The organism is Niastella caeni (assembly GCF_004834005.1).
Classification (GTDB): Bacteria; Bacteroidota; Bacteroidia; order Chitinophagales; family Chitinophagaceae; genus Niastella; species Niastella caeni.
On record NZ_STFF01000002.1, the window covers coordinates 455,624 to 475,514 of the forward strand.

Sequence of the window (19,891 nt, forward strand, 5' to 3'; positions counted from 1 at the left end):
TTCTTATAAGCAAACAATAACCTGGAGGTGGTCAACGAAAATTGCATCATCTCAGAGGTCTATTTTCGGGCCTGCTGTTCACAGCAGGCCCCTATTTACCACGAAACAAATTTGTTCTCTATTGATACAAAAAATTTGAAATTAAAAAAGGCATATACAATGATTGGATTTTTAGCAGCAGCACTGTTCTTTACGGGCTGTAAAGAGAAGGAGGTTTCTCAGCCGGCCACTATTTACCCCTCTTATAATATTTCACCAAAAGCGCCTGATTCAACAGGAATGAGCACTGCTGTGCAACTGGCGGCAAAATTCAGGTTGGGTTGGAATATCGGCAACACCTTTGAAGCGCCGGGTGGTGAAACGGGTTGGGGTAGCCCTGTCATTACTGAAGATTATATAAAGTTTGTAAAACAGCAGGGATTTAATGCTATTCGCTTACCCTGTGCGTGGAATCTGACTCACCTGGCAGATGCAAAAACCGCGAAAATAGATCCCAATTGGCTCAACAGGGTTAAGGAGGTTGTGGGATATTGTGTAAGGAATGATATATATGTTTTACTCAATATTCACTGGGACGGTGGCTGGCTCGAGCAGAATTGTACGCCGCTTAAAAAAGATTCTGTCAACGCAAAACAGAGAGCTTTATGGGAACAAATAGCTACCGCAATGCGTGACTTTGATGAGCATTTGATGTTTGCCAGTGCAAACGAGCCAAACACGAGCAATGCTGAACAAATGAATGTGTTGCTTTCGTACCATCAAACTTTCATAAATGCCGTTCGCTCCACGGGGGGCAAAAATTCCTACAGAAGTTTGGTTATTCAGGGGTCAAGCGAATGGATAAGCTTGAGCGCTTTTCCAACTGACCCGGCTTCAAAAAGGCTGATGTATGAAGAACATAACTATACGCCGTTTCAATTTACTCTCATGGACGGCGATCAATCATGGGGTAAAATGTTTTATTACTGGGGCGCCGCGCGTCATTCTGCCATTGAGCCTGACCGTAACCCTAACTGGGGAGAAGAAGCTGAACAGCTTAAATGGTTTAAGCGTATGAAGGAAGAGTTTGTAGATAAAGGCATTCCGGTTTTAATGGGTGAGTACGGCGCATACAGACGCGGTGGTTCTTCAAACATTCCTAAAGATCTCGCTACACACAACGATGCGGTGGATTATTGGTTAACGTATGTAACCAAAGAGGCATTAGCTCATGGCGTTAAACCATTTTTCTGGGATACCGGCGGTGCTCTGGATAGAAAGAATAATACAGTAAAGGATCAACGTACGATCGATGCGCTTACTGCAGGTGGAAAATAAAATAAAAAATAATTACGGATGAGAAAAGGATTTTTGTTATTAGTGATCTCATTGCCCTTAATGTCAGGGAAATTGATTGCTCAGGCTTCAGGAAAGAGACAGGCTTTAAAACAGAGTAAGCCTTCCGTTCAGGAACGGGTCATAAATGTCGATTATAACAAGCCAGCCGGGCCTCTGAATACTTTTTTCAAAGAATGCGTGGGCGCCGGAAGAGCGAATGAAGGATTAAGAGCCGATTGGCAGCAACAATTGGCTTATGTAAGAAAAGAATGCGGCTTCAAATACATTCGCATGCATGGGTTGCTAACAGATGATATGGCTGTTTACACAGAAGACAGCAGGGGAAATCCTGTGTACAATTACATGTATGTTGATGTGTTGTTTGATTTTTTGCAAAGCATCGGCATGAAACCTTTTGTTGAGCTGGGGTTCATGCCCGGGAGGCTTGCCAGTGGTAAAGAGACCATTTTTTGGTGGCGGGGCAATGTTACCCCGCCAAGAGATTATGACAAGTGGGCGGCACTCATCAAAAATCTCACTGAGCATTTTACACAACGCTATGGAGCCGAAGAAGTAAAGACCTGGTATTTTGAAGTCTGGAACGAACCTAATCTTTCTCCTGGTTTTTGGACAGGAACACAACAGGACTATTTCAAATTATATAAATACACGGCACAGGCAGTAAAAAGTGTGAACCCGGAATACCGGGTTGGCGGTCCCGGCACTGCGGGAGCAGCCTGGGAGCCTGAAATGATTGAGTTTTGCCAGAAGAATAATGTTCCCATAGATTTTATCAGCACACATGCTTACGGTGTTAAGCAGGGTTTCCTCGATGAATATGGACAGGGGGGCACCGTGCTCGATAAAAACCCCATGAGCCTTAGCGGCGATGTGCTTCAGTCAAGAAAAGAGATTGCAAGCTCTCCAATGCCAGATTTAGAATTGCATTACACAGAGTGGAGTGCATCTTATACGCCTTCTGACCCCATACATGACAGTTATCATGAAGCCGCATATGTTTTACAAAAATTGAAGCAGGTTGGTAATGCGGCCAACTCCATGTCGTATTGGGTGTTTACCGATATTTTTGAAGAACCGGGCCCTCGTTTCGAACCTTTTCATGGAGGTTTTGGCATGTTGAGCACGCAGGGCATTAATAAGCCCGTTTTTTATGCGTACCAATTCCTGAACCGGCTGGGAAATATTGAGCTGGTAAACAAAGATACGGCGTCATGGATAAGCAAAGATTCATCCGGCAATATCCAGGCAATGGTGTGGGATTTTACCAATACCCATCCGGGTGATTCTGTTCACAACCAGAAATATTACATCCAGGATCTGCCGTCAAAGTCAAAGGGAAAACTAAAGGTCAATATTTCAAATGTGCCTGATGGTATGTATGCATTGGAAGTGTACAAAGTAGGTTATCGCAATAATGATGCGTATACAACCTATTTATCGATGGGGAAACCTCAGCAGCTTACAAAACAACAGGTTGAGCAGATCAAAAGGCAGAATGATGGTTCGCCGGTTTACAAAGAGATTATTTCTGTGAAAAACCAAACATCTTTTTCAAAGGAACTCGAACTCCGCGAAAACGATGTTTACTTTCTTAATTTAATCAAACTTTAAATTTCTGCTTATGCCAAATGAAAACCGGAAAAAACGCGTATTGGCGTTTATGAAAAGAAAACGGTGGAGAAAAAAGATCATTTTACTGTTGCAGTGCCATATGGCACTGTTTGCAGCGTTTTCGCAGAACGTAACTGTTTCAATTAATGCAACGCAGAACAAACGCCTGATTTCACCATACATATATGGCCGAAATCAAACTTTTGAAAAGCCTGCGCAATTTTATAAAGATGCAGGTTTGCGCTTCTCGCGTATGAACGGCGGTAATAATGCAACGGGTTATAACTGGCGAAAAAAAATCACGGTTCACCCCGACTGGTACAATAATGTGTATGGCACTGACTGGGATGCGTATGCACAAAACATTGCTGCCAATTACCCTGACATGCAGGGCATGTTTGCTTTTCAATTATTGGGCAGAGTAGCATCCAATACCAATAATAACTTCAACGATTGGGCATATAATCAATCGCAGTATTGGTCTGGTGTTGCTCAGAATTTAGCCGGTGGAGGAACACCCGATGCAAATGGCGGAAGTAAGGCCCTGGTTGACGGAAACATTAATTTGTTCACCCAGCCCTGGCCGGCCGACTCTTCGGTGGCAATTCTTAATCATTGGTTTGGTGCCAATGGTTTAAGGCTGAACAGAAACCAGTTTTTATACTGGAGTATGGACAACGAGGTAGATATATGGAATGGCACGCATGATTATGCTATGCCAACGTTAATTTCTGCGGCTGCATTTATTGATCGTTATATAGAATTGGCAAGGAAAGCGAAAGCTTTATATCCGGGTATCAGGCTTTGCGGACCTGTTAACACCTCTGAATGGTTTTGGTACAAATGGTCAAATGAAAGTATATACATCAATGGCAGGTATTATCCCTGGCTTGAGTATTTCATAAAACGCCTTGGCGATGAGTATAAAGCAACCGGTACCAAACTGGTAGATGTAGTTGACATTCACAACTATCCATGGTATAATGGCGATGATGCTGCGGCACTGCAGGGGCACCGGATCTATTATGATACAACATATAGTTATCCCGGTTCGAACGGCGTTAAATCAATTACCGGCGGATGGGATGCCTCATTGTCGAAACAATATATTTTCAAGCGCATTGAGGGCTGGTTAAACGAGCATTTCGGCGCCAACCATGGCATAACATGTGGTGTAAGCGAATGGGGTACCATGTCGGGCAGCAACCCAAACCTTGAATCTGTTATCTATGCTTCACATCTTGGCACTTTTGCAAACAATGGCGTTGAATTGTTTTCACCATGGAACTGGTCTGTTGGCATGTGGGAAACACTGCACCTCTTTAGCAGGAATTCAAAAAAATACAGTGTTTCCAGTACTTCTTCCCTTGAGAATACGGTTTCGGCTTATTCTTCGGTAAACGAAAATGCCGACTCGTTGACAGTTATGCTTGTAAACCGCGATATGGTTGCTTCCCGCACGGTTACAATCAATTTAAGCAATTTTACTGTTGCCAACGGAAATTACAAAACCTTACAATTGTCGTCTTTGCCTTCAACAGAGACCTTTGTATCGCATACGCAAAATGCGCTGAAAGAAAATACGGTGGCGGTAAATTCAAATTCAATGACCATAACGGTACCGGCGCTTTCTACAACGGCCATTCTGCTGGTTAAAGCCGCGGCGCCTGTTACCTATGTTACATTTACTAACCGGGCTACGGGCATGGGAATGGATGGTCTTTGGGCCTATAATGACGAAGCCAATGCCGGGCAATGGAGTTATAACGGCGGTCTGGCACAGCAATGGATCATTGAACCGGCAGCGGACTATGTGAAAATAAAGAACCGTGCTACAGGCTTATACCTCGATGGTATGGGCAGAACAAATGATGGGGCTGTGGTAAGCCAAAAGACCGGCAGCAATAGTTTAACCCAGCAATGGCAATTGATAAACAACGGAAATTATGTTATGATCAAAAACCGGGTTACAGGATTGTATGTAGATGGTATGGGCCGAACAAACAATCCGTCGGATTTAGGTCAATGGAGATTAAGCAATCATTTTAACCAGCAATGGACGAGGGGCGTAGTGGGTAATGCACGGCAGGCAACAGTGCCGGCTACCGGTACCGACCAACTGCTGTTATATCCAAACCCATTCACTACAAGTTTAAATCTTCAGGGTTTCAGACCCGGCGAGGTATCGCGCATTCAAATTTTCGATGTCGCAGGTAAACAGGTTGAAACAATACTGGCTCCGGCAGGGTCAAACCGGTTGTCAATAGGGGCGTCCCTGAAACCCGGCATTTATGTAGTTCAGATAGATGGTAAAAACACTACAGGAACATTTAAGGTAGTGAAGTTAAAATAAATGTTATGGCCTACAGGCAACATCAGCCAATGAGCCTTCATCATGTTATAGAATTTAAATTGTAAATGTAAATTAATTGGACCTCTGTTGTAAAGTTAACAGGGGTCCTTTTAAATTGTTTTTTATCAGGTTCAAAACAGGCAATTCACAGGTGCTAAAAGTTTTACAATAGTGCGTTAAACCGGATGCAAATTTTATCAGGTAAAATGTTTAAGATCGTTTTCCTTTGGTTTTTATATTTAAAGATTTATAGATGAGCAGAAAAATTTTCTTCCTGTTTTTTTGTCAATGCCTGTTGATCGTTTCTTTGAAAGCCCAGACATTGTATGTTGGCGCCAACTATCACCCACACGATGATAAAAATATGACCGCTGTTCCGAATTCAATTAGAAAATCAGCTTATGCAACGCTTATGTACGGCAATCAAATGGTTTGCGGCTGGACGTGGCAAAGCATGCATAGCGGCGAAGAGCAATACCTGGAAGGCATGCTCGATTGGGATGGCATTCCAAATCGAAAATTCGATGAATACAAAAAGATAGCCGCCGAATTTAAGAAGATTGAAAAATATTTTCCTTATAAGCTTCAGGCAGAAGTAGGATTGGCGTTCTCATTTCCAGGCCAGATAGATTGGTATGGCCGCGGTCCATATGAAAATTACCCCGACAGGGAAACCGCTTCTTTGATTGGTTTATATAATTCCGGATTAGCCGGTTTCATCACTGCTTACCCGGCGCCGCAAGACAATGCCAACCGTTGCGATGTGCGCTGGTTTGCTATGAGCGCACAAAATAACAGCGTTATAAAAGTAACAGGCCTGCAGCCCCTTTGTTTGCGTGCATGGCCTTACGCAGAAGAAGATCTGGAAGCGGCACATCATGATTACCAGCTTCCCATTCGCAACTTTATAAACCTGAATATTGATTTGAATATACACGGGGTAGGTGGCGATGATACCTGGGGGGCTAAAACAATGGAAAAATATACCAATCCCGGCAACCAGCCTTATCAGTATGGGTTTATTCTTGAATATGCAGAGTAAAAAATAAACACGATGAAAAAAATAGGTGTTTTTAGTGTATTGGTGCTATTAAGCCTTGTTGATGTGTATGGCCAGGATCTTATACAAACCAATTCATCAAAAAGGATCAGGGATAACTTTGATTTTAACTGGCAGTTTCACAAAGGCGATATTGCTATTAAGAAAATTGTGAAAGCCGGCGGGCAGGGCGGCATCACTGATGTAAATGTGAAAGTGGTTACTGCCCGTGATACCATCATAAACTACATGGATGCCGGCAGCTACAAAATATTTTATCCGGCCGATTGGAAGCAGGTAAATCTGCCGCACGACTGGGCTGTGGAAGGGACCTTCGTTCACGATAATTCAATGGGTAACCAACCGGCGGTAAGCGGATATTTACCAACCGGAACAGGTTTTTACAGAAAGGAGTTTGAAATACCCGAAACAGATAAGGGTAAAAAGATCTCGATCGAATTTGACGGAATTTTCAGGAACAGCACGGTTTGGGTGAATGGACATCTTATGGGTAACCACCTGAGCGGTTATACGCCATCAAACTATGACCTTACCGATGTTTTGCGGTATGGTAATGAAGGTAAAAATGTAATTCTTGTAAAAGCAGATGCAAGCGAGTATGAAGGCTGGTGGTATGAAGGCGCTGGTATTTACAGGCATGTATGGCTCATTAAAACAAACAGGCTTCATGTACACCGCTTTGGAACGTATATTACTACACCGCAGGTGTCGGATGCTGAAGCCGCCGTAAGCATAAGCACCACGTTGAAAAATGAATACAGGGAAACAAAAAAGATCACACTCGTTTCAAAGATAGTTAACAGCAATGGGGTTGTAATTGATACAAAAATTGCTTCAGACTCGTTACCGGCGTATAGTCAGATGGAAATAGCTCAAAAAGGCCAGATCAAAAACCCATTGCTTTGGTCGCCTGAAACGCCCAACCTTTATAAAGTTTTGACTGAAGTGGTCGACAACAGCAATATTGTTGATACCTATGAAACAACCTTTGGTGTAAGAACGATAGATGTAAACAAGAACGGCGTATTCCTGAATGGAAAATTGTACCCTGTAAAAGGCACCTGCAATCACCAGGATTTTGCAGGCATCGGTGTAGCGCTTCCGGATAAAATAAACTGGTACAAATTGAAATTGCTGAAAGAAGTTGGCAGCAATGCTTACCGCTGTTCACATCATCTGCCCACACCGGAATTATTGAATATGTGCGACAGCATGGGATTGCTGGTTTTGGACGAAAACCGTTTTCTGTCAAGTAGTGAAGAGGGAATAAAGGACCTTACCACCATGTTATACAGGGACCGCAATCATCCTTGCATTTTTATGTGGAGCATGGAGAATGAAGAATGGATACAGGGAACAGTGCAGGGGACAAGAATACTTGAAACAATGGTTGCAACCACTCATAAGATTGATCCAACCCGAAAAGCGACCGCCGCTATGAATCATGGCCGCAATGACGGCGGATACAGTGATGTGCTGGATGTGGTGGGATATAATTATGGCGATAAACAGTTGGCTTACGTAAAGGATAAAGAAAAATATCCTGAACGTGTACTGTTTTGCACCGAGTCAACAAGTTTCATCTCTACCCGCGGCGAATATGCCAACAATTGGGAAAAAGCCTATGTTTCCAACCTGAGTAAATGGGAACCCGGCTGGGGGCCATTTCCCGGCGAAGATTGGGCCGACATCGTTAAATATCCTTATCTCGGCGGCACGTTTGTATGGACCAGCTTCGACTACAGGGGCGAACCTACACCTTACCAGTGGCCCAGTGTAACCTCTCATTTCGGTTTTATGGATATTTGCGGTTTTCCTAAAGATGGATATTATGCTTATAAAGCAGCATGGACAAACACACCCGTCGTGCATATTTTTCCGCATTGGAACTGGCCCGGAAAAGAAGGAGATAGCATTCAGGTACACTGTTACAGCAACTGCGAAGAAATAGAATTGTTATTAAATGGGAAAAGTATTGGAAAACAAAAAGCTGTGCCTTACACAAAATTAATTTGGAAACTGATTTATAAACCCGGCAAACTCGAAGCCCGTGGATATAAAAAAGGTAAGGTAGTTACTACCGGCATTGTAGAAACGACCACAGCACCCGCACAAATAAATTTGAACAGCGACACTTATAAACTGAAAGCCGATGGTTGTGATGTTGCTGTTATAAGAGTGGCAATTAAAGACGGAAAGGGCAGGGTGGTACCCACCGCTGATAACCTGGTGAAATTTTCGATTGAAGGCCCTGGAACGATCATAGGCACAGGTAATGGCAATCCCGGCAGTCATGAACCGGATAAAGCCAGCCAGCGTAAGGCATTCAACGGATATTGCCTGGTGCTTGTTCAATCACAAAAAGAAGCAGGGGAAATAAGATTAAAAGCCGTTTCTGAAGATCTTAAAGAAACTCAGATCACTATAACGGCCGGGTATTAATAATGTGTGTACACAGGAGGTTTCAATTTTATGCATATCATTAAGAGATTAATTGTAGCATTTGCATTGCTGTGGCCGGTTGCATTATTGGCTCAAACTAAATTTTATGTTTCTCCAAAAGGTAATGATGCAAATCCGGGAACGCAAACCAAACCATTTGCTTCAATACACAAGGCGTTGGCAGTAGGGCAAAAAACATCAGGGCCAATAGTGGTATATCTGTTGGAAGGAACCTATTATTTAAAACATCCTGTTGTTTTCACCGCAAAGGATTCCGGAAAAGAAAATGAAGTACTGACTTTAACCGGTTTCAACAATCAGAAAGCCACCATCAGCGGAGCAGTTGTTTTACATGTAAAATGGAAAGAATATAAGAAAGGAATATGGAAGGCTACAGTAAAACAGGATCTGATCTTCGATCAGTTGTTTGTTAATGGTGAATTACAACGAATGGCGAGGTATCCGAACTTCGATCCGGCTGCCCGTTTTTTAGGAGGTACGGCTGCAGATGCAATTTCCTCAGAAAGGGCCGCCAAATGGCAATCGCCGGCCGGAGGCTATGTGCACGCATTGCATCGTTCTGAATGGGGCGACTTTCATTATGTTATCACAGGAAAAAACATCAAAGGCGATTTGGCGCTTGAAGGCGGATGGCAAAACAACCGGCGCATAAGCATGCACGACAAATACCGCTTTGTTGAAAATGTTTTCGAGGAACTGGATACGGCGAACGAGTGGTTTTATGATAAAAAAACAAAAACACTTTATTATTATCCGCCTGAAGGACTGGATATAAACAGGGCAAAATTCGAAACGCCGCAGATAGCCCACCTGCTTGAATTTAAAGGTACCGAAACAAACCCCGTAAGAAATATTGCTGTCGAAGGGGTACGGCTTACCCAAACGCTTCGCACCTTCATGCAAAATAAAGAACCATTACTTCGCAGCGACTGGACCATTTACCGCGGTGGCGCCGTGTTGTTCAACGGGGGCATAAATTGTTCCGTTAAAAATTGCACACTCGACAATCTGGGAGGCAATGCCATCTTCTTCAATAACTACAACCGGGATTGTAAAGTATCCGGATGTTTGATTGCAAAGATCGGCGCCAGTGCTTTTTGTTTTGTTGGTGATCCAAATGCAGTGCGTTCCCCCAGCTTCGAGTATAATCAATTCGTGCCATTGGCACAAATTGACCGAACCCCCGGCCCAAAAACAAATAATTATCCTGCAAATTGCCTGGTATTCGACAATCTTATGTACGATCTGGGATTGACCGAAAAGCAATCTGCCGGAGTTCAGTTATCCATGTGCCAGGATATTCGTGTAAGTCATAATACCATCTACGATGTGCCGCGTGCCGGAATAAATGTGAATGAAGGAACCTGGGGCGGACATGTTATTGAATTCAACGATGTGTTTAATACGGTAAAGGAAAGCGGCGACCATGGATCGTTTAACTCATGGGGGCGCGACCGCTACTGGCATCCCGATAAGAGGGTCCTTGATTCTATTGTTGAAACAAACTTCGATCTTACCATGCTCGATGTTGTTAAGCCTATTACTATCCGAAATAACCGTTTCCGTTGCGATCACGGCTGGGACATTGATCTCGATGATGGTTCAGGCAATTACAGGATCTACAATAATCTATGTTTGAATGGTGGAATAAAACTTCGCGAAGGGGTGAACCGGTTGGTTGAAAATAATATTATGATCAATAATACCTTTCATCCGCATGTGTGGTTCAGGAACAGCAAAGATGTATTTCGCCATAATATTGTTTCAAACGGGTACATGCCCATTAACATTACAACATGGGGGCGTTCAACTGATCATAATGTTTTTCCGGATTCTGCTTCACTTAAAGCGGCACAGGGCAGAGGCACAGATAGTAATTCGGTTTGCGGAACATTGATCTTTGTAGATCCACAGCAGGGAGATTTCCGCCTGAGAGAAGGCTCGGTAGCTTTTTCTGTTGGATTTAAAAATTTTGCAATGGATAGTTTTGGCGTTGTTTCACCAGCCTTGAAAGTTTTAGCCAAAAATGTGCTGTTACCATCAATTATTATATCCGGAAAAGCAGCTAACGAAGAGATCATCGATTTTATAGGGGCCAAAGTAAAAGACCTGGCTACACAGGGCGAACGCTCGGCCACCGGAATGGACGATACGAGGGGCGTATTGGTGATTGAAGTTACGGCAGGATCAACAGCCGCCGGATTTTTGCAACCGAATGACGTGATCCTTTCATTCAATAACAGGCAGGTAAACAAACTGCATGACTTATTGGATGCCCGTAGGTCGGTCATCGGCACAGAAACTGATGTTGTGCTTTTCCGTAACCAGAAAGAATTAAAGCTGCACATAAAATTGTAATTGTCGTGGGAGAGCTTCCATGGCTTCCAATACTAAAACGCCACAGTTGTTAGTGCGCATATTGAAAAACTTTTTAAATCAATTGCCTGTATCATTTTGGGCCGTAGTTTGCACCAATTCGGTACCCTGTTTTTATCAATACTGCAATAGATTTACAATATTCATAAGGCCAAAGAATTGCTGTATATGAAAAGATTTCTGCTTGTGCTGAGCTTTTTATTTGCTTTAGTTTTTAATGATTTCCTGGCAGCGCAATATCCATTTCAAAACCCGGATTTAAGTTCGGAAGAAAGGGCCCGGGATTTAATCTCCCGCTTAACGCCTGAAGAAAAGGCGACATTGATGTGCGATATCTCGGAGCCTATTCCCCGTTTGGGCATTAAGAAATTCAACTGGTGGAGCGAAGGATTGCACGGCATCAGATATGGCTATAACGTATCTGTTTTTCCTCAATCTATTGGGATGGCCGCGTCATTTGACGATCAACTGGTTCACCAGGTCTTCGATGCGGTTTCCGATGAATTTCGTGCTAAATACCACGAGGCTCAAAGGACCGGGAAGGAAAATAGCCGATTTATGAGCCTGTCTGTCTGGACACCAAACATAAACATATTCAGGGACCCGCGCTGGGGCCGTGGACAGGAGACCTATGGAGAGGACCCTTACCTGACCACTCGTATAGGAGTTGCTGTTGTAAATGGACTTCAGGGACCTGCCGGTTCAAAGTATAAAAAACTATTGGCATGCGCCAAACATTTTGCAGTACACTCCGGCCCTGAGTGGAGCAGACATACATTGAACCTGAACAACGTTAGTCAGCGTGATCTGTGGGAAACTTATTTGCCGGCGTTCAAAGCCCTGGTTCAGCAAGCCGATGTGCGGGAAGTGATGTGTGCTTATCAGCGGTTGGATGATGAACCCTGTTGCGGCAGTACACGCTTGTTGCAAAAGATACTTCGCAACGACTGGGGGTTCAAATACCTTGTTGTTTCCGATTGTGGCGCTATTGCTGATTTTCATACTAATCATAAAGTTTCGTCAGATGATGTGCATGCAGCCGCTAAAGCTGTTCTGTCTGGTACCGATGTAGAGTGTGGTTGGGGGTATGCATACAATAAATTGCCGCAGGCTGTTGATAAAGGATTGATCAATGAAAAGGAAATAGATGAACGTTTGGCGAGGGTGTTGGCAGCACGTTTCGACCTGGGTGAAATGGATAATGATTCATTGGTGCCATGGTCAAAGATCCCTATGTCGGTCATTGATTCAAAAGAGCATCGGGAACTGGCGCTTACAATGGCCCGGGAGTCGATGACGCTGCTTCAAAATAAAAACAACATCCTTCCATTGTCAAAATCAGTAAAAAAAATTGCAGTAATAGGACCAAATGCCGATGATGAATCTATGCTGTTGGGCAATTACAATGGTTTCCCGTCAGGTATCACTACAATTTTGGAGGGTGTTAAAACAAAATTGCCTGCAGATAAAATATTTTACGATAAAGGCTGCGATTTGATTGAAGACATGATTACCCAAAGCCTTTTCGGGAACTGCTCCTTTGATGGAAAAGCGGGGATGAAGGCTACTTATTGGAATAACACAGCGTTTAAGGGAGATGCCGTGGCACAGGAACAGATGGTAAGTCCTATACAATTAACTACTGCAGGTCAAACCCAATTCAGCCGTGGGGTAAATCTTAAAAACTTTTCCGCAAAATATGAAACGGTTTACCGTGCCGGTGAATCGGAGGAAATAGTTATAAGATTGGAATTTGGCGGAAAATGCGATGTGATAGTAAACAACGATACGTTGTTTTCAAAAGAAGTATGGCAATTAGCGCCAATCAGGCTTCCGTATAAGGTGGAAAAAGGAAAAGACTACAGGATCGAGGTTAAATTTTCAGCGATTTACGAGGGGATGGACGCAAGCCTTAAATTAAATATTGGCAGGGAGATGCCGGTTAATTATGGCGAATTGATAAACAAACTGAAAGGAATAGATGTAGTGATTTTGGTTGGTGGAATTTCACCAAACCTGGAAGGAGAGGAAATGCCTGTAGAATTCCACGGTTTTAAAGGGGGCGACCGAACCAATATTGAACTGCCCGAATCGCAGCGCAAATGTTTGCAGGCGTTGAAAAAAGCAGGCAAAAAAATAGTATTCGTTAATTGCTCCGGTTCTGCTATTGCATTGATGCCCGAAATTGAAACTTGTGACGCCATATTACAAGCCTGGTACGGCGGGCAATCGGGCGGACAGGCCGTTGCAGATGTGCTGTTCGGCGATTATAATCCTTCGGGTAAACTACCTGTTACATTCTATAAAAATTCGGAACGGTTGGGCGATTTTGAAGATTATTCCATGAAAGGAAGGACCTACCGGTTCATGAACGATGCCCTTTTTCCCTTCGGCTACGGGTTGAGTTACACAACCTTTAAAATTGGCGAGGCAAAGGTAAATAAAACCTCCATTAAAGCGGGGGAAGCCCTTCTGTTGACGATACCTGTAACTAATACAGGTAAGCGCGATGGGGCTGAGGTGGTGCAGGTTTATGTTCGCAAAGTGAACGATAATGAAGGCCCGTTAAAAACATTAAGAGGATTTATGCGTGTACAAATACCGGCAGGAAAAACGCAACAGGTTGCCATTGAGCTCACGCCTTCTTCATTTGAATTTTATGATGCGAGCCTGCGGAAAATGGCGATCGCTCCCGGGGAATATGAATTTTTTTATGGGACCAGTTCAGACATAAAAGATCTAAAGTCGGGCAGGATCCCGATCTTGCAATGATATTTAAGGGTGTGAATTGAAAGCAGTAAAATAAAGTATTATGTTAAAAAATCTTTTCAGCGGACTCCTGTTTTCCTCCTTTTTAATGAACGCTGCTTTTGCGCAGCCTGAGGCGCCTAAGCCTTATGGTCCTGTTCCAACGGAGAATCAGATGAGATGGCAGGAAATGGAATACTATGCATTTGTTCATTTCTCATTGAACACTTATACTGATCAATCGTGGGGATATGGAAATGAAGATATCAAACTATTCAATCCCCAAAAATTGGATTGCCGTCAATGGGCGCGCATTTGCAAACAGGCAGGTATGAAAGGGGTGATATTGACGGCAAAGCACCATAGTGGTTTTTGTCTTTGGCCTTCGAAATATACAGAATACTCTGTTAAGAACGCTCCCTGGAAAAATGGCAAAGGCGATGTGGTGCGCGAAATGGCCAATGCCTGTAAAGAATTTGGTTTGAAATTAGGGGTTTATTTGTCGCCATGGGACAGGAACCATCCTGACTATGGCAAACCGGAATACATCACTTATTTCCGCAACCAGCTTACAGAGCTTCTTACTAACTACGGACCCGTTTTTGAAATATGGTTTGATGGCGCAAATGGCGGTACAGGATATTATGGCGGCGCTAATGAAAACCGGAAAATAGACCGCACTACCTATTACGACTGGTCGAATACCTATAAGTTGATACGCAGGTTGCAACCCAATATCGTGATATGGAACGACGGTGGCGACAGGGGAGACCTTCGCTGGGTGGGAACCGAAGCGGGCTTTGTTGGCGAAACGAACTGGAGTTTACTAAATGCCAAAGGGGAAGTTTCATGGAACATGCTCCATTATGGTTTGGAAAACGGCGATTCCTGGGTGCCTGCCGAGGTAAATACATCCATCAGGCCGGAATGGTTTTACCACCCCGGTGAAAACACCAGGGTGAAAACAGTGCCGCAATTGATGAACACTTACTACAATTCTGTCGGGCGTAACGGTTCATTGTTACTTAACTTTCCGATCGATACAAGAGGCCTGATCCATGAAAACGATGAAAAAGCAGCGCTTGCATTTGCCAGTGCAGTAAGGAACGCGTTTGCTGTGGATCTTACTGCAAACGCAAAAGCAACAGCTTCGAACGTTCGGGGAAATTCAAAAGAGTTTGATGCAGCTAAGACGATAGACGGCAATAAAAACAGCTATTGGACTACCGACGAAAATGTAACTAACGCTTCGCTGATCTTCGATTTTAACAAACCAACCACTTTCAACTGTTTCCTGGTACAGGAATATATTCGTTTGGGGCAACGGGTGAAATCATTTACAGTTGAAGCCCTTGTTGACGGAAGTTGGAAAGAACTGGCAAAAGCTACCACTATCGGTTATAAACGCATACTTCGCTTCCCGGGAGTAAAGGCAACAAAAGTTCGTTTCAATATTACCGGCTCAAAAGCCTGTCCCGTAATTTCCAATATCGGTATTTATAATGCGCCGCAACTACTAACAGCTCCCGCCATCATCAGAGATCAATCCGGTGAAATGAGCATAACACCTGTTGATTCAGAATCGGTTGTTTACTACACTTCGGACGGAAGCCTGCCTACCCCGAAATCAAAAAAATATAAAGGCCCTTTTCAAACACAAGGGAAACTGGAAATAAAGGCAATAGCCTATGATCAAACTTCCGGGAAAAGCAGCCCGGTTGCTTACGAAAAATTCGACATTCCCCGGAAGGATTGGAAAATTGTCGGATTGGAAGATCAAAAGGCATACGCGATCATTGATGGCAACCCGGCCACTGCATGGCATCAGGCGGGTGATAAAAAAATGCCTGTTGACCTGGTAATTGATTTGGGCAGGGAGGAAAATGTATGCGGTTTCAGGTACCTGCCTGATTCAGACATGTGGAATCCCGGCATCATTACTAATTATCAGTTTTATGTTTCAGTGGATAATACAGAATGGAAACTGGTACAGCAAGGGGAATTCTCCAACATCAAAAACAACCCGTTGTGGCAAACTAAAAGGTTTGCGACGGAAAAAATCCGTTATATCAAATTCCGGGCATTGAACAATACGCAGGGCACTGATGACACAGGCTATGCTGAGGTAGATATTATTACAAACTAAGCGACGACGTTTAAAAAAAACTGTTAAACGGGAATGATATGGTTAGAAAGGGGGTTGCTGCGGCACCCAGCCCTTTTTGCAACAATAGCTGAACGATCAAACCTCCCATTGAATGACCGATGAGAATGGGTTTTTCAGCCAGGGTTCCAATAATGTTGGCATAATGATCTACCAATTGGGTTAGCCGGATTGCACCGATAATTAGCCCATTTTAATCGACCATTGCTCGACTAAAAAATGCGACACCTGATTTTCAATTAAAAATAGGGGTTTAACGAATCTGGTCGGAACCTCACAATCAAGGATCGCTAAAAAGCGGTCCTTTTTTAGTTTTATGCAACTTTACAGTTACCGCCTCCTTGTTCCCTATTTTTGCAACCATGATTTTATTGGGTGTTTTTAATTTTGCCGCTGCCCTTCAGGGAATTTTCCTGGCTTATTTGCTCATCAATAAAAAAGGTGATCAACTCGAATATCGCTACCTGGCACTCCTTGTTCTGATAGTTTCCCTATCCATTCTGGGGCCGGTTTTGGGCATTACCGGGTATTACCGGCAGCTTCCGTATCTTATCCGTGTTAGTGAACCATTAGCTTTACTTTTTGGCCCACTATTGTACATTTATATTTTTGTACTTTCTGAAGGGAAACCACCGCGGTATTTCTATCTGCATTTCCTGCCGTTTGTAATTTATACGGCTTTTCTTTTCCCGTTTTATATGTTGCCCCCGGCCGAAAAAATAGCGCTCATTGAAGCACAGGTCAATAAAAAAGTTTCTAACATGTGGGGTCAGGTTATCCGCCTCTTTCATGTAAGCCTATATATCTTTTTTGCATACAGACAAATACATTCATTACAGCAAAAATTAAAACAATCCTTTTCCGATCTCAATAAATTCAAACTCCACCAGTCGATACATATTCTAAAATTTTATGCTATCATCATCGCTATCTGTTTTGTGATCTGTATCGTTAGCCTGGTTCATCCCATGGATTTTGTTGTAGTAAATAATATAGCCGGATTGTCTGTGGGCCTGCTCATTTATTCATTGGCGTACGTTAACTGGAACCACCCTGGCATTTCACCCGCCGTTTTGCCCAAAGCGGAAGCTGTTCCCAACCGCCAGGAACCCACCGAACGGAAACGCCTGAATTATTACCTGTCTGAAGAACAATTCCGGAAATATGCTGATAAGCTGGGGGCGATATTACTGGAACAGCAGGTTTATTTAAACCCCGAACTTTCATTGAATCACCTCAGCGAGAACCTGGGCATTCCGGCTTACCAGGTATCAGAAATCATTAACCGGCATTACGAGGTTTCCTTTTTTGATCTTATTAACCAGTTCCGGGTAAACGAGGTCAAAAAGCGGTTGGCAGACCCTGCTTACAATCATTTTTCGGTGCTGGCCATATCCATGGATTGTGGATTCAATTCAAAGTCTTCCTTCAACAATGCCTTTAAAAAGATAACCGGCACAACTCCTTCTGAATACAGAAAATTAAAGAGTTAGAAACGTCCGACTTTCGAAAAGAAGACGTTCGCGCATCGCAGGAATGTCGAGATCCGATTTTTTTCAGTTGAATTTTGAGCCATAAACTTAAAAACGCAAGTATGAAAAAATCAGTGATCCTTATCGGCCTTATTTTCTTTGTGAGTCAACTGTTGGCACAAACTACCACCTCCAAACATGCTTTTGAAGTAGAAGTAGATCCTATCGCTTATATGCTCAATGGCTATTCTTTACATGGTATTTACCAGCGCAACCATTTGCGGTTCGATCTGGGTGTTTTTGGCATTGAACAACCGGAGTTTGCCCATGGCAATGAAGGATTTAAAGTTAAAACCCAGGGGATAGGTTTAAAGGTAAACTATCTTTTTAAAGATGTGCAGGGTTTCTATGCCGGTCTTGATGGTGGCTATGCTTCAACCCGGGCTACGTTCAACAAAACCGGGGAAGGTGATACCGGGCATAGTTACAGCCTGGGCATTCATGCTGGTTACCGTTATTTTCCTTTTATAAAAAGGGAAGGACTTTTAAAAGGGTTGTATATAAATCCCTGGGCTGGCATTGGCTACAGTTTCATTTATGATGAAGTAAAGATTTCGGCAGCACCCTTTAAAGAAAACAAAACGACATTTTTCCCAACGATCCACATTGGTTACAGATTTTCAAAATAATTGTATTTATGAAATATATTATCCGGCTTGAAGAAGCCGCAAAACTGGCCGCTGCCTTTTATTTTTCCTGGGAAATTGGATTTAGTCCCCTTGTTTTTATACTGTTCCTGTTGGTTCCCGACATCAGTATCATCGGTTATATGATCAACAGCCGTTGGGGCGCATATATATATAACCTGGCGCATCATCAAACAGTTGGCATTGCTTTAATCGTGGGCGGCTATATCATGCAGGATAACCGGGTCATTTTTGCCGGCCTGATTGTGCTGGGGCATAGCTCGTTAGACCGGATGTTCGGTTTCGGCTTAAAGCATATAGACAATTTTAAGCATACACACCTTGGCTGGATTGGAAAGATAACACAGGAATAAACAGTATGGGCGGTTTTCTAAGGTGGACCGCCCTTAAAAAAATATTGAATTATTGATCTGCCCTGCCAGGCGATGAAAATTAAAAATGGTTAATAATCTGCTGTAGTAAATTTTCTAATGATATCTGCGCAATTAATTACAAATGACATGATGACTTTGGGCCACCTTTAACAAGGGGAAATATTCTGATATAATAGACGAACCTGTATTTTTTAAAATACCCAAAAGTTACCCATATGAAGAAAATCATTTTTACTGTCAAAGTATTTTTATTTTCCATAATGTGGCTGCAAGCCCAAGCTCAACCTCAACCTATTGGTAATTTGACTATTTTTTCAGAGGATGGCCATCGTTTTTTTCTTATAATTAATGGTGAAAGGCAAAATGAGGTTGCCCAGTCAAACATCAGGGTTGAAGAGTTATTACAGCCTTATTATAATGTGCGGATCATCTTTCAGGATTCGATGCTTGGGAATATTGCCAGGCAGAACCTTATGATTGCGGGGCCCGACGGAATTATGTCTGATGTAACTTACCGCATTGGAATAACCAAAAGCGGCAAACCTCAGCTTAATTACTATTCCTCGGTGCCCTCGCAGCAGGGCTTCATACCTCCTGCCGGATTGTATGTTCATCGTTTTGGTCAGCCTGTTGTTGCCCCGGACATCGTGGTGACTTCTACCGTTACGAGCCCACCTGTTGGCACAATTAGTATGAATGCGGGGGGCGTGAACGTAACGGTTAGTGCTCCATTGTACACGGAAACAACTACTATTACCAATACCAGTACAGTGAGTGGACCTATATCTGAACGTACATATAACGGTTCATCAGGTACAGGAAACAAAGTTTACCCAATGCGGGACCCTGATTTTATTGATGCCAAAAAAAGCATTGCTGCCGCAAATTTTGAAGATTCAAAGCTGTCCACGGCAAAAAATATTGCTTCATCCAATAGTCTTTCCACAATGCAGGTAATGGAGATTTGCAAGATGTTCAATTTTGAAGAAACAAAACTATCTTTTGCTAAATATGCTTACCGGTACATCACTGACCCAAAAAATTACTACAAAGTAAGTGGCATATTTACTTTCGATACCAACAAGGTAAACTTCAACCAGTTTTTGTCAGGCAACCTCGAATAACCTTGTATAATTGAGATATTACAAAATGTACTTTCAGACAGACTTCGGTATCTTTTATTAAAACCGGGAGCTCATACAATATGACCCCAATAAAAAATCTC

Annotated in this window: 12 protein-coding genes; all 12 read left to right on the forward strand. The window is 43.0% G+C overall.

The window, feature by feature from the left end; translation table 11 throughout:
- Nucleotides 1-159 precede the first annotated feature (159 nt).
- On the forward strand, nucleotides 160-1,317 hold the full coding sequence (locus tag FAM09_RS09640; RefSeq protein ID WP_208025520.1) for a glycoside hydrolase family 5 protein: 1,158 nt from the start codon (nucleotides 160-162) through the stop codon (nucleotides 1,315-1,317).
- An 18-nt stretch (nucleotides 1,318-1,335) separates the two neighbouring features.
- On the forward strand, nucleotides 1,336-2,949 hold the full coding sequence (locus FAM09_RS09645; RefSeq protein WP_243751638.1) for a GH39 family glycosyl hydrolase: 1,614 nt from the start codon (nucleotides 1,336-1,338) through the stop codon (nucleotides 2,947-2,949).
- Nucleotides 2,950-2,998: 49 nt separating this feature from the next.
- Nucleotides 2,999-5,302, forward strand: a complete 2,304-nt coding sequence (locus tag FAM09_RS09650; RefSeq protein ID WP_136576889.1) for a glycoside hydrolase family 44 protein — start codon at nucleotides 2,999-3,001, stop codon at nucleotides 5,300-5,302.
- Nucleotides 5,303-5,555: 253 nt separating this feature from the next.
- Nucleotides 5,556-6,344, forward strand: coding sequence for a beta-galactosidase small subunit-related protein (locus FAM09_RS09655; protein ID WP_208025521.1), 789 nt, complete (start codon nucleotides 5,556-5,558; stop codon nucleotides 6,342-6,344).
- Between the two features lie 12 nt (nucleotides 6,345-6,356).
- Complete coding sequence (gene galA / locus FAM09_RS09660; protein ID WP_136576890.1) at nucleotides 6,357-8,804, forward strand: beta-galactosidase GalA; 2,448 nt, start codon at nucleotides 6,357-6,359, stop codon at nucleotides 8,802-8,804.
- Between the two features lie 30 nt (nucleotides 8,805-8,834).
- Nucleotides 8,835-11,183 (forward strand): right-handed parallel beta-helix repeat-containing protein, encoded by a 2,349-nt coding sequence (locus tag FAM09_RS09665; RefSeq protein WP_136576891.1) that lies wholly within the window; start codon nucleotides 8,835-8,837, stop codon nucleotides 11,181-11,183.
- Nucleotides 11,184-11,369: 186 nt separating this feature from the next.
- The gene (gene xyl3A, locus FAM09_RS09670) at nucleotides 11,370-13,973 is read left to right on the forward strand and encodes a xylan 1,4-beta-xylosidase (RefSeq protein ID WP_136576892.1); all 2,604 of its coding nucleotides are present in this window, start codon (nucleotides 11,370-11,372) and stop codon (nucleotides 13,971-13,973) included.
- A gap of 40 nt (nucleotides 13,974-14,013) precedes the next feature.
- Entirely contained in the window at nucleotides 14,014-16,095 is a 2,082-nt protein-coding gene (locus tag FAM09_RS09675) for an alpha-L-fucosidase (protein WP_136576893.1), read from the forward strand.
- Between the two features lie 380 nt (nucleotides 16,096-16,475).
- Entirely contained in the window at nucleotides 16,476-17,606 is a 1,131-nt protein-coding gene (locus FAM09_RS09685) for a helix-turn-helix domain-containing protein (protein WP_136576894.1), read from the forward strand.
- Between the two features lie 101 nt (nucleotides 17,607-17,707).
- Nucleotides 17,708-18,274 (forward strand): autotransporter domain-containing protein, encoded by a 567-nt coding sequence (locus tag FAM09_RS09690; protein ID WP_136576895.1) that lies wholly within the window; start codon nucleotides 17,708-17,710, stop codon nucleotides 18,272-18,274.
- 8 nt (nucleotides 18,275-18,282) lie between these two features.
- A complete protein-coding gene (locus tag FAM09_RS09695; RefSeq protein WP_136576896.1) occupies nucleotides 18,283-18,645 on the forward strand; it encodes a DUF4260 domain-containing protein in 363 nt (120 codons plus the stop codon).
- Nucleotides 18,646-18,881: 236 nt separating this feature from the next.
- Nucleotides 18,882-19,790 carry a DUF4476 domain-containing protein gene (locus FAM09_RS09700; protein ID WP_136576897.1) on the forward strand — a complete coding sequence of 303 codons (909 nt, stop codon included), beginning with the start codon at nucleotides 18,882-18,884 and terminating at the stop codon, nucleotides 19,788-19,790.
- Nucleotides 19,791-19,891 lie beyond the last annotated feature (101 nt).

What these genes read in the sequence shown, in the direction of transcription:
- FAM09_RS09640 (WP_208025520.1), top strand. Translation starts at nt 160, where the DNA reads ATGATTGGATTTTTAGCAGCAGCACTGTTCTTTACGGGCTGTAAAGAG.
- FAM09_RS09645 (WP_243751638.1), top strand. Translation starts at nt 1,336, where the DNA reads ATGAGAAAAGGATTTTTGTTATTAGTGATCTCATTGCCCTTAATGTCA.
- FAM09_RS09650 (WP_136576889.1), top strand. Translation starts at nt 2,999, where the DNA reads ATGAAAAGAAAACGGTGGAGAAAAAAGATCATTTTACTGTTGCAGTGC.
- FAM09_RS09655 (WP_208025521.1), top strand. Translation starts at nt 5,556, where the DNA reads ATGAGCAGAAAAATTTTCTTCCTGTTTTTTTGTCAATGCCTGTTGATC.
- galA (WP_136576890.1), top strand. Translation starts at nt 6,357, where the DNA reads ATGAAAAAAATAGGTGTTTTTAGTGTATTGGTGCTATTAAGCCTTGTT.
- FAM09_RS09665 (WP_136576891.1), top strand. Translation starts at nt 8,835, where the DNA reads ATGCATATCATTAAGAGATTAATTGTAGCATTTGCATTGCTGTGGCCG.
- xyl3A (WP_136576892.1), top strand. Translation starts at nt 11,370, where the DNA reads ATGAAAAGATTTCTGCTTGTGCTGAGCTTTTTATTTGCTTTAGTTTTT.
- FAM09_RS09675 (WP_136576893.1), top strand. Translation starts at nt 14,014, where the DNA reads ATGTTAAAAAATCTTTTCAGCGGACTCCTGTTTTCCTCCTTTTTAATG.
- FAM09_RS09685 (WP_136576894.1), top strand. Translation starts at nt 16,476, where the DNA reads ATGATTTTATTGGGTGTTTTTAATTTTGCCGCTGCCCTTCAGGGAATT.
- FAM09_RS09690 (WP_136576895.1), top strand. Translation starts at nt 17,708, where the DNA reads ATGAAAAAATCAGTGATCCTTATCGGCCTTATTTTCTTTGTGAGTCAA.
- FAM09_RS09695 (WP_136576896.1), top strand. Translation starts at nt 18,283, where the DNA reads ATGAAATATATTATCCGGCTTGAAGAAGCCGCAAAACTGGCCGCTGCC.
- FAM09_RS09700 (WP_136576897.1), top strand. Translation starts at nt 18,882, where the DNA reads ATGAAGAAAATCATTTTTACTGTCAAAGTATTTTTATTTTCCATAATG.